Below are 8,932 nucleotides of genomic sequence, written 5' to 3'. Positions count from 1 at the left end.
AGCTGGTAAACATAATTTGCCAACTCAGTGGGTGAGATGGTTCATTACATTAGGTCTTTTTGCCAATCCAAATAACAATTCACCTTCGGTTATAACTGAAATAACGAGATCGGACATAGAAACAGAAATAACTTTGTTACGAACATTAGGGTCCCCTTTAATAAAATGGCTAACCATATTGGTGTCTAGCATATAACGATTGGCTATTTGATTAGTCATTAAAAATATCCCTCTCTTGCGGTAAAGAATCGTCCCGCGACACCATAAAATCTTTAGGAATTTCCACGGTTTTTAAAAGATTAAAAAAGTCATCCCAATCACCTGGTTTACGTGACAAAATCACATCACCCGTTTTGGGATCTTTTCTTATAAAAACCTCGGTGCAATTAAAACGGTAAGCGGCTGGTAAGCGCACGGCTTGGCTGCGTCCATTTATAAATATCTTGGCTGATTGACTCATGATAAACCCCATTGCATTGATATATATCAAAATATATATCAAACAAGCGTACGGTTTTTAATGGTGAGCAGTCAGAGGATAAGCAAAGGGTTCCTCCTTTGCTTACCCATGTCTGATTACCTTTTCATTTCCATCATTTTTTCAGTCAACGTCCACAAGGCACGATTTAGTTTCACATTTTGATCAATGGCTTTTACTTCTCTCGTTTTTGTTCGCGTGGTATAACCGTATTTATTTAAACGCTGACCGCGAATCCCACCCTTAATTAAATTTTCTTGCAGAACATTAAACACCGTAAACAGATCATTATCTTTTTGATCCACATAGCGTCTTGGCTGTAATAAATTTTTAGGTGCAACAATCATCCCCCCTTCTTCATCAGAGAACTTTAGTGAAAGGGCAGCTTCGGCAAAAAGCATTTTTTCATCCTCATTTAAATGAATTGAAGCCATCTCGTCTGAGACATCAAGCATTGTGTTCGCGGTTTCAATCACTTTATAAGTGCCTTCAATAACATTGCCAATCACATCGCCTTGATGTTTAATTCTAATTTCGTCATACGATTGCCCCGCAATCATTCCATTACTGCATATGACCCGAAAAAGACCCGCCATTAATCGATAAGAAGACAAGCCATCATGAGAATTGATAAGAACAAGTTCAGGATAAAGCCCCTGATTATTCTGCGTGGCATCATGGCGTTGAAAACGGAGCATGTGTTTTGCAAATGCTTTTGATTCTTGCTTCAAACTTTTGGTCTGAGTTGCCCAGGTTGGAAAAAAGCCTTCCGACATTAATTTTTCAATGATTTGCTCTGTAGAGATGGGTGAGTACTTAGTGCTTGTTTTATGGGAACTGTCTTGTGTAAAGATAGAAGGGGCTAATTTAAATAGTTTTTCTTTTGATAAAATCGGTAACATGATGTGTTCTCCTATGTTTTTACTATTGTTCTCAAGGAACAAATACAGTATCGCAAAAAAGAGCATTTTTGTCAACCAGGTTGATAAACTTATTTTATAAATATAATTTATCATAAACATTGATACTTTTTACTGCTCTTGTTATACTGTTCTTGTCATAGTGACACATAGTAAAAACATAGGAGAACACAATGACTATTCCAGAAATTATCCAGCAGCAATTGCTGCACACCAATAAAGCCATCGTGGGGCGTGTCTAAATGGTATGAACTATGCGCTTGCACTAAGAGTTCATGCGCGATACTTAGATGGGTTTGTCTGCATCGAGCTGGATGAGGCACACGATTTATATGACATTTCTTTTTACCTGAATAAAGACTTTTCAGACATGCTGGTGTGGCCAGTAATACCCTATAAACCAATGAAAGGCGTGTATTGTGATCATCTGGTCGAATTCATTGATAATAGAATAGAAAAAATACCCGATTATAAATATTGATTAGCACCCTACTCCCATTATAGGGAGTAGGCTATCAACAGGAGTAGACCCATGAAAAAATTATCGTTTGCCGTTAAGGCAAACATGAATAAACCCCCAAGAGTTCATGTGCAATCAGCCGATAAAAAAACAACCTATGGCTCATTTCAAGCAAATCACTGCGATGAATTTAATGGCTGGGATAAATTAAGCCAGGAAGAAACCATTGAATTAAACCACTACATGAACAATCTCAAAGCGATTGAACATTACTTCTCAACAAAAGCGCTGTCCGAACAAAAGGATTTTAGAATCCGATTGCCCAGTAGTTTCATGGATACTCTTGATGAATTAAGCACGCTATGCTTTGAAGAGCACCTCGATTTGAATGTTTATGATGCCATGATTAGTGCCGCTATTGGTCAACTTAAAATAGCAACGGCAGGCCTTTCTGATGACAAAAAACAACACGCGCTAACCCTGCTTAATCAACTGGGATTATCTGAAAATGTAAAAACAGACGTGTCCTTAAAGATACAGGCCGTATTCTCTGAATTATTATCCATCCACAATAAATCAGAAAAACTGCACCAGAAGGCCAAGATGCTTTTTAATAAAGATAAAAGTATTGCTCCGAAAACCATTGAAGAAATCGCAAAAGGTGAATTATCAACGTCTAAATGGTTGGTTGCTTGTGCTATAGACATTTTACTGGAAGAAAAACCTGATATGGTGCAAAAAATATTGTCTGATAACAACATCTTGTTTTTATGGGCTAATCCTTTACTTAAAAATCATAGACCAATCAAGGAGCTGCTCGATAACTTGAGCGCATTGAATAACTCGGAAACGTTACGCAACAAACTAAACTCCATGACTAATTTTAGTTAAAGGCTTTCCAAAATATCACATTTATGCTATAAAATACTATGAGAATAAAATTTTACCAAAAACAATCGGGCAAAAACCCTGTGGCGGAATTTCTAAATGATTTGCCGTCCGATGAGATAGCGCGACTTGCCGGTTGTTTAAAGAGCGTTGAAGAGTGGGGTTTTGATAGCCCAAGGGTGCAATTCAGGCAAATTAAAGGCTCGCTTTGGGAAATTAAAATTAAAACATCGCGCAGTGGTTATCGGTTTTTTATGTGTGCATCCAAAAAGAAGTGATTGTTCTTTTACACGCCTACAAAAAACAATCACAAAAAGCACCAAAGCAAGATATTGAACTGGCTGAAAAAGGAATGATGGAGGTATACGACCATGAAAGAACTTACCTTAAATGAGTTTATTGACGACAAAATCAATAAGAACGAAGAATTTGCTAGGCACTATGAGCGTGAGCAAATCATTAATAACATTGCCGTCATGATTGTAAATGCCCGTAAAAAGCGGCATATGACGCAATCTGAGTTGGCCAATAAAATTGGAACCAAGCAATCCGTTATTTCTCGCCTTGAAAGCGGCAATAGCTCGTTTATTCCCTCATTAGAAACGCTGGTAAAGGTTGCTGATGCACTCAACATGCACTTAAAATTGCAATTACAAGCTTAAAATACAAGGTAGATCGGTTGGAGCGCGGAATAAATCATAAAAAGGTATTGTAATGATTAAAAATGGGAGCATCCATGAGTATAAAGACTGATTATTTCTCTAAATCAAAGGAAAAAATATTATCCCAGAGGGAGTTTCTAAGCTTAAAGGAACCAGATAAAACTAATATAGCCCTAACAGAAATCATTCCTCCAAGCTTACGTAAAAAAGGGTTAGGAACAATTAAAGTTCACTACAAACGGCCTGTATTTAAAGGATGATCATCATCCATAACCCATGAACAAGATAAGAATTACACCTACTCAAATCGTTCATTTATTGTCTTTGTTAACTGATTTTCTCTATCTCTATTTTTTAAAGAATGCTCTTCAAGGACAGTAATTTGTTTTTTTGTCCAATCGTGAATCGCCTCATTCTCATAACAAAGCAACTCTGCCAGTAATTTTGAACGCTCTTCCAATACATCTGCCAAAGAACCACTATAGGACATTGGCCATATCGATTGAGTAAATTCACTCAAAACTTGTTTTACATTTGGAGCGTTTTTCAACAGCGAATAAACCAAAGGGTTCAGATGCAATTGCGATGACTTATCATGCTCTATAAATAACGACATCAGCGAGGCAATGAGTGGGTAACGACCTTCAGAATCATAATTACACCAAAAAATAAGAGTATCCTCTGGAATTAACTGTAATACGCTGCAATTGCCATCAATATCTTTTAATAATCGCCTCTTGGGAAGATTATCCTCTAATTTAGAGCCATTGAAAAAAATGCTTAAAAATAGCTCGGGCTGTGTTCGTGCAAAGCTATGTATTATTCTTGGATGGTCATAAGAGTGAATGTAATCATTACTGAGTGCTTCCATGATATTTTGACCGATCTCTAAGGTACATTCTTGCGCGTCCTTCAACAAGACTGTTTCTATAACTCGACTAAAACTGTAGTCTAAGTTCCTAAATCCAAGGAGTTTATCCGTTGGCTTAAAATTAAAATGCGCAAGGGTTCTACGGGCAACACGAATCAAATTCTCAGAATAAATGGCAGGATCTTTCTTTTCGTCATGAAATCGCATAGAGATAATCTCCACGGCCACCCTATCACCACCCTCTTTTGATAACAATTTCTCTAATAGATAGGCTAAATCATCATCTGATAGGGATTTGGGTATTCCTCCATAAGCCAGATGCATAAAAGTATCAACTTTGGCTCTGTTTAATGACAACGACTTACGAAGACGGCCTACAGCATTCTCATCAATCCCTGATATTGCTTGCAGTATGGGAAAGTATTGCCCAATAATTTGGTTATCCACTACATTATCCATTATTGCCGTATAAACAAGTGGCTCGTCCTTACGGCATCCAGACAAGAACCCACAAAGAACACTTAAATTTCGCACATCTATGGGCGTATTATTAAATTGACTAATTAATTTTCCCCATAAAAACAATTTGTCATTACATCCCCTTGCTAAACCAATACCAAAAAAATCCTGCCTTGTATGGGGCATATTACATACTTTAGGTAAAAGCACATCCAATGCAGATTGATCCTGAGCCACTTCATAGGCAATTGACTCTATAAGCTCATCTGTTTCATGTAAACGAGCGTTAATATCATCATCCCCATCGTATTTATTATTCAGATCAAGGTATTGGTGAGGTTTTAAAAGTAACAGAGAGAACGAAAGATCAACAATAGAAGCCGGTCTCATTTTTTTTTCTAACTCAAGGGTTACTTCCAACAGCTCCTGTTCAGACAACTCTTTTTTATTTTTTAAAATGCGATGAAGAGCAACCCATCCTTCATTCCATTGGCCTGCGCTGTGATTATGGATTTTAAAGATGGATTCTTTCAGGAACGTAACTGTTCGTACTTTTAACCACAATCCAGGTAACTTTTGGGCAAAAATATTTCGTGCCTCGATCGCTATTCTTTTATCTGAGCATGCCAACCCTGTAATTAAATCTACAAACGTTGTATACCAATGGACGATGTCTTTCTGAGTCTTGGGATGTAATCCGTAGTCACGAGTGCGTGCGCCGAAATCAAACTCATAATAGGATGTAAAATACTCTGACTCCAATGTCGCCTCCAAGAGAAAAAGGCCCAGTTCATTCTCTTGATGTCTATCAGAATCTATCAGTTTATTAATGATTTCAGCTCTTTGTTCAATTGAAGCATGACTCCCTGAAAGATATAGAAAAAATAATGATCTTAAGGTTGCCCGTGAAGAATTGGAGTTCTCTCTATTTTCCATTTTTTCACCAAGCGCACAATGGATCAGTACGTGTACACACCGATAAAATAATGCGGACTCATAAGCCAAAAGCCTTAATATTTTTATATAATCACAATAGGAGTGCGAGCACTGCTGCGACAAAATAGGAGTTTTTTCACCATGACGCACTAATTTCTCTATATACTCCAAAGTTAATTCAGGTACAACTGGGGCAATGTTTTTAAACACGTGCTGTTCTAATTCGTTAAAGGAACCTGACTTTTTCCCCAGAAAACCATGAGCACTGAGCAAATCCTCTACTATTAAATGTGCCGCAGTGCAATCATGCAAATAGGATAGTCTACGAGAAAAAGATTGTATTAAACGTTCCGAACCGTTTTCCATAAACCGTTTAATGACATACTCTTTAGGTAACGCTTCAAGTATCTTTTGGGCCAGTCGGTTAGCAATAGCCGGCGGCAATATAGCCCTCCATTGCCCGCGACATTGTAATAGTCCTCGCTCCTTTAGTGTTGCAATTGCTTGATACAGATCTAAGCCGTTTTTATTAACAATTGCCGCTAAAAAACCAAGCTCTGACTTATTGGAATCAAGATCTGCCCCATCAAAAGAATAAACCAATGAAAAAACTTGGGCAAAAAAGAGCAGCTGTTCATTGGTATCTTGCCGTTGATGGAACAGTCGTCTAAATAAATCCTCATCACGAAGCCCAGATAATGAACCCGATTTTGTTACCGTATGGGCAAGAGCAATTGCAATTTTTGCATTACCACCAGAAAATCGCGCAATTTGTTGCGCATCAATGGGACTGACTAAAGAAAATCGTTTTCTTATTAAAGTTTCAATCACGTCTTCATTGACTGGCTCCAAACGAAATACGTCCGTTTCATTCGGCAAATCATCTCGAATATCGTACTCAATTGAAATAAGACAAATCAACGTATTAACACACAATTGAGTGAGACGATTATGTAATTCAGAAGGACAATTATCAATGATTAATACAGCCTTTACTTTCGCTGCGCGCCAAGGAAGGCGGAACGCCGAGGCGCGTAGTCCGCGATAGGCTGCGATTTACGCAGACAGCCCGAAGGGATGCGGAGTAAATCTATCTGCAGCCGTTAAGTCATTGGTGCAGGCATACGCTTTGCTCGTTTAGAGCAAACGTGCCGGAAACAGGACGCTCGCGGCCTTTAACCTGTCGCGTTGGCGAGTGAATTCTGGGGACTCGGATGTCCCAGAATTTTTAACGAGATAGCGACACGCTTTATTGGCATTGAGCTGCTCAGCAAAATGAATAGGATCTGGTTCTGGACTATCTGCCAAATCCGTATAATAGGCTTGAAGATAATTAGTCGCTGGCGCTAAATAACCATCGACAAGCGCAATTTATGTGCAAATAGATTATTTTGTGATATACTATGCCCTCTTTAATAGTCATGCAAGGTGAAACGATGTATTCAAAAGAAGAGCGAATAGTAAAAAATGAAAAAAGTAGTTTAATTGATGATGTTACCGGTGAACTTTCTTTGAGCGAACAAGTATTTACTCAATTGCAAATCTACTCAGAAGGATTTAAACCAGGTTTTTTTACAAACAAGGATTTAGCTCATCTTAGTTTAACCTCCAAAACATTGGGCTCTGTTGTATGTTCCGAGTTGAATCAACGGGCAGCTCAAAAACTCTTAACCCACGTCGTTAAGGGCGAGCAAGATAAAGCGCAAGCCATGATAGGAAAAAACCCGGAGTTGCTCTTAATTCGAACAGAAGCCATAGATTACTCTGGACGAACGATTATAGGAACAGCGTTTCAAGCTGCAATTGGTGCGGGAGATAAACCGATGTGGGAAAAGATGCTTCCTTATTTTGAACGCTTAGAACAAGGAGAAGCCTTAAGGCAGTTTCAGGAGCAGTTTCCCAATGGGATTGAAGATGAGGTTTCTGCAGAAGCACTCAAAGACTATTACAATGACATTGCATCAAAGATTATCAATAATGCAGACCATGGCCAATCAGCAATTGAACAATTCCGAAAGGAAATAACCAGCAACAAGGAGATTACCCAAGGTAAACATTTTAATCTGCAACACTTAATCGCAGCATATCAGGCCTACATCGATAACTTTAATGCTTTGGGAACTTGGGAGAACCGTGACTTATTTTGGCAAAAAGTGATTGGTTATGTGCAACGGCAGATGACTGCTTACGACGCCCAAATTCATTGTTCGGGAGTAAAGCGCGTATTAGATGACATGAGTTCATTCAGGAGAACGTTTGAGTTATTTAATGATGATAAGGGACTGTTCCCGCTGGAGTGTGATTCTGGGCTTGGTTTCGATTTTGCCTGTTATGCCGGGCGCTGCGGATTGGAACTGCGGGATCTTGCTTACGGCGCCAGTTCGTGCGAACTGAAGAGTTATGTGGAGCAAAAACAGATGCACTTGCTGGACTTAGAGAGTCACTTGAGCAAGGAATGTATTATCAGCCCAATTAATTGTTCTTAATTGTTCAAACCGTTCATCAAACAAGGCCCTAGCCAAAATTCTAAGGCCTGCTTGATGGGTGGTTTGAATAAACTCGATTAATAGCTTCTGATAAGACCATTGAGCATTTGTTTTTGCCCACCAGGAACACCACCGGGACAGATAGTTTTTGATCGCTTGGGTAGCAAACCCATGGGTGACCATTGACTTAACGGTCTCGCGTGCTTTTCGAAGTGTTCTTGGGTGTGGGGTAGTTTGGCTGGGCATTGGTGTGTTAGATAAGCTCGCTTTACCCCCCCCCCCCATTATGAATATTATTTGAACAAGTATCGAAAGCACATGCATTCCTGGTATTATCTTGAGGTTGCGTCTCAAGATAGTTGACGCCGAGAAAATGAAATCCTTGTGAGACTAATCCGATGCGGGATTTTTTACGTGAAAGAGAAAGTTTTCTTTCCTTTAAGATATCCATGACTTTTTGTTTACACCGGTTGAGCTGCCGTTTGGACTTGCAACACACAATTACATCATCCTGATACCGTAAATAAAAAACTTCAGACTGAGTCAATGCATCATCCAGGGGCTTTAAGTAAAGGGCACTAAACAATTGAGACAAGGGACCACGTAGTGAAATACCATTATCCGGATTGATGGTTCCCCAAGGAGTATCAATAGGATTTTTTATAATATTCGTGAGCATGGATTGTACTTTGGGGTCGTCAAAATAATGCTCAATATGGGGTCTCGGCCAGCAATTTACCATTTTAGCCGGTCTAGATCTAACTCTATGAAT

At 38.9% G+C, this 8,932-nt stretch carries 10 protein-coding genes and 1 pseudogene; 6 read left to right on the top strand and 5 right to left on the bottom strand.

Features of this window, described 5'->3' with window-relative positions:
* Window positions 1-24: 24 nt before the first annotated feature.
* From QM652_RS13045 to QM652_RS13035, 3 genes are all read right to left on the bottom strand, one after another.
* Window positions 25-219 carry a PIN domain-containing protein gene (locus QM652_RS13045; RefSeq protein WP_415076504.1) on the bottom strand — a complete coding sequence of 65 codons (195 nt, stop codon included), beginning with the start codon at window positions 217-219 and terminating at the stop codon, window positions 25-27.
* Window positions 212-460, bottom strand: a complete 249-nt coding sequence (locus tag QM652_RS13040; RefSeq protein WP_415076502.1) for an antitoxin — start codon at window positions 458-460, stop codon at window positions 212-214. Before QM652_RS13040 ends, QM652_RS13045 begins: the two co-directional genes overlap by 8 nt.
* 116 nt (window positions 461-576) lie before the next feature.
* Window positions 577-1,380, bottom strand: coding sequence for a DUF932 domain-containing protein (locus tag QM652_RS13035; protein ID WP_415076500.1), 804 nt, complete (start codon window positions 1,378-1,380; stop codon window positions 577-579).
* Between the two features lie 265 nt (window positions 1,381-1,645).
* On the opposite strand from QM652_RS13035, the gene QM652_RS13030 reads away from it, so the two are divergent.
* The 5 genes and pseudogenes from QM652_RS13030 (at window position 1,646) to QM652_RS13010 (ending at window position 3,668) form a co-directional block, all read left to right on the top strand.
* Window positions 1,646-1,879 (top strand): hypothetical protein, encoded by a 234-nt coding sequence (locus tag QM652_RS13030; RefSeq protein ID WP_415076498.1) that lies wholly within the window; start codon window positions 1,646-1,648, stop codon window positions 1,877-1,879.
* 51 nt (window positions 1,880-1,930) lie between these two features.
* Window positions 1,931-2,749, top strand: coding sequence for a hypothetical protein (locus QM652_RS13025; protein WP_415076496.1), 819 nt, complete (start codon window positions 1,931-1,933; stop codon window positions 2,747-2,749).
* Between the two features lie 38 nt (window positions 2,750-2,787).
* Window positions 2,788-3,140, top strand: a pseudogene (locus QM652_RS13020) (type II toxin-antitoxin system RelE/ParE family toxin).
* Window positions 3,118-3,408: a helix-turn-helix domain-containing protein gene (locus QM652_RS13015; protein WP_415076494.1), complete on the top strand. Its 291-nt coding sequence runs from the start codon at window positions 3,118-3,120 to the stop codon at window positions 3,406-3,408. The pseudogene QM652_RS13020 and the gene QM652_RS13015 overlap by 23 nt, the downstream one beginning before the upstream one ends.
* Before the next feature lie 74 nt (window positions 3,409-3,482).
* Entirely contained in the window at window positions 3,483-3,668 is a 186-nt protein-coding gene (locus tag QM652_RS13010; RefSeq protein WP_415076492.1) for a hypothetical protein, read from the top strand.
* Window positions 3,669-3,706: 38 nt separating this feature from the next.
* Here QM652_RS13010 and QM652_RS13005 read toward each other — a convergent pair whose 3' ends face one another.
* Window positions 3,707-6,553: a hypothetical protein gene (locus tag QM652_RS13005; protein WP_415076490.1), complete on the bottom strand. Its 2,847-nt coding sequence runs from the start codon at window positions 6,551-6,553 to the stop codon at window positions 3,707-3,709.
* Window positions 6,554-7,110: 557 nt separating this feature from the next.
* On the opposite strand from QM652_RS13005, the gene QM652_RS13000 reads away from it, so the two are divergent.
* Window positions 7,111-8,160 carry a hypothetical protein gene (locus QM652_RS13000; RefSeq protein WP_415076488.1) on the top strand — a complete coding sequence of 350 codons (1,050 nt, stop codon included), beginning with the start codon at window positions 7,111-7,113 and terminating at the stop codon, window positions 8,158-8,160.
* A 268-nt stretch (window positions 8,161-8,428) separates the two neighbouring features.
* Here QM652_RS13000 and QM652_RS12995 read toward each other — a convergent pair.
* Window positions 8,429-8,932, bottom strand: a 504-nt coding sequence (locus QM652_RS12995) for a reverse transcriptase domain-containing protein (RefSeq protein ID WP_415076486.1), incomplete at its 5' end; no start/stop codon positions are given.

The sequence above is a fragment of the Legionella sp. genome, from assembly GCF_047605385.1.
Lineage (GTDB): Bacteria > Pseudomonadota > Gammaproteobacteria > Legionellales > Legionellaceae > Legionella.
The sequence above is the reverse complement of the archived record's forward strand: the minus strand, read 5'-3'. Positions and strand labels throughout refer to the sequence as shown.

Bases quoted from the DNA above. Each gene is read 5' to 3' on its own strand.
- QM652_RS13045 (WP_415076504.1), bottom strand. From the start codon at position 219: ATGACTAATCAAATAGCCAATCGTTATATGCTAGACACCAATATGGTT.
- QM652_RS13040 (WP_415076502.1), bottom strand. From the start codon at position 460: ATGAGTCAATCAGCCAAGATATTTATAAATGGACGCAGCCAAGCCGTG.
- QM652_RS13035 (WP_415076500.1), bottom strand. From the start codon at position 1,380: ATGTTACCGATTTTATCAAAAGAAAAACTATTTAAATTAGCCCCTTCT.
- QM652_RS13030 (WP_415076498.1), top strand. From the start codon at position 1,646: ATGAACTATGCGCTTGCACTAAGAGTTCATGCGCGATACTTAGATGGG.
- QM652_RS13025 (WP_415076496.1), top strand. From the start codon at position 1,931: ATGAAAAAATTATCGTTTGCCGTTAAGGCAAACATGAATAAACCCCCA.
- QM652_RS13015 (WP_415076494.1), top strand. From the start codon at position 3,118: ATGAAAGAACTTACCTTAAATGAGTTTATTGACGACAAAATCAATAAG.
- QM652_RS13010 (WP_415076492.1), top strand. From the start codon at position 3,483: ATGAGTATAAAGACTGATTATTTCTCTAAATCAAAGGAAAAAATATTA.
- QM652_RS13000 (WP_415076488.1), top strand. From the start codon at position 7,111: ATGTATTCAAAAGAAGAGCGAATAGTAAAAAATGAAAAAAGTAGTTTA.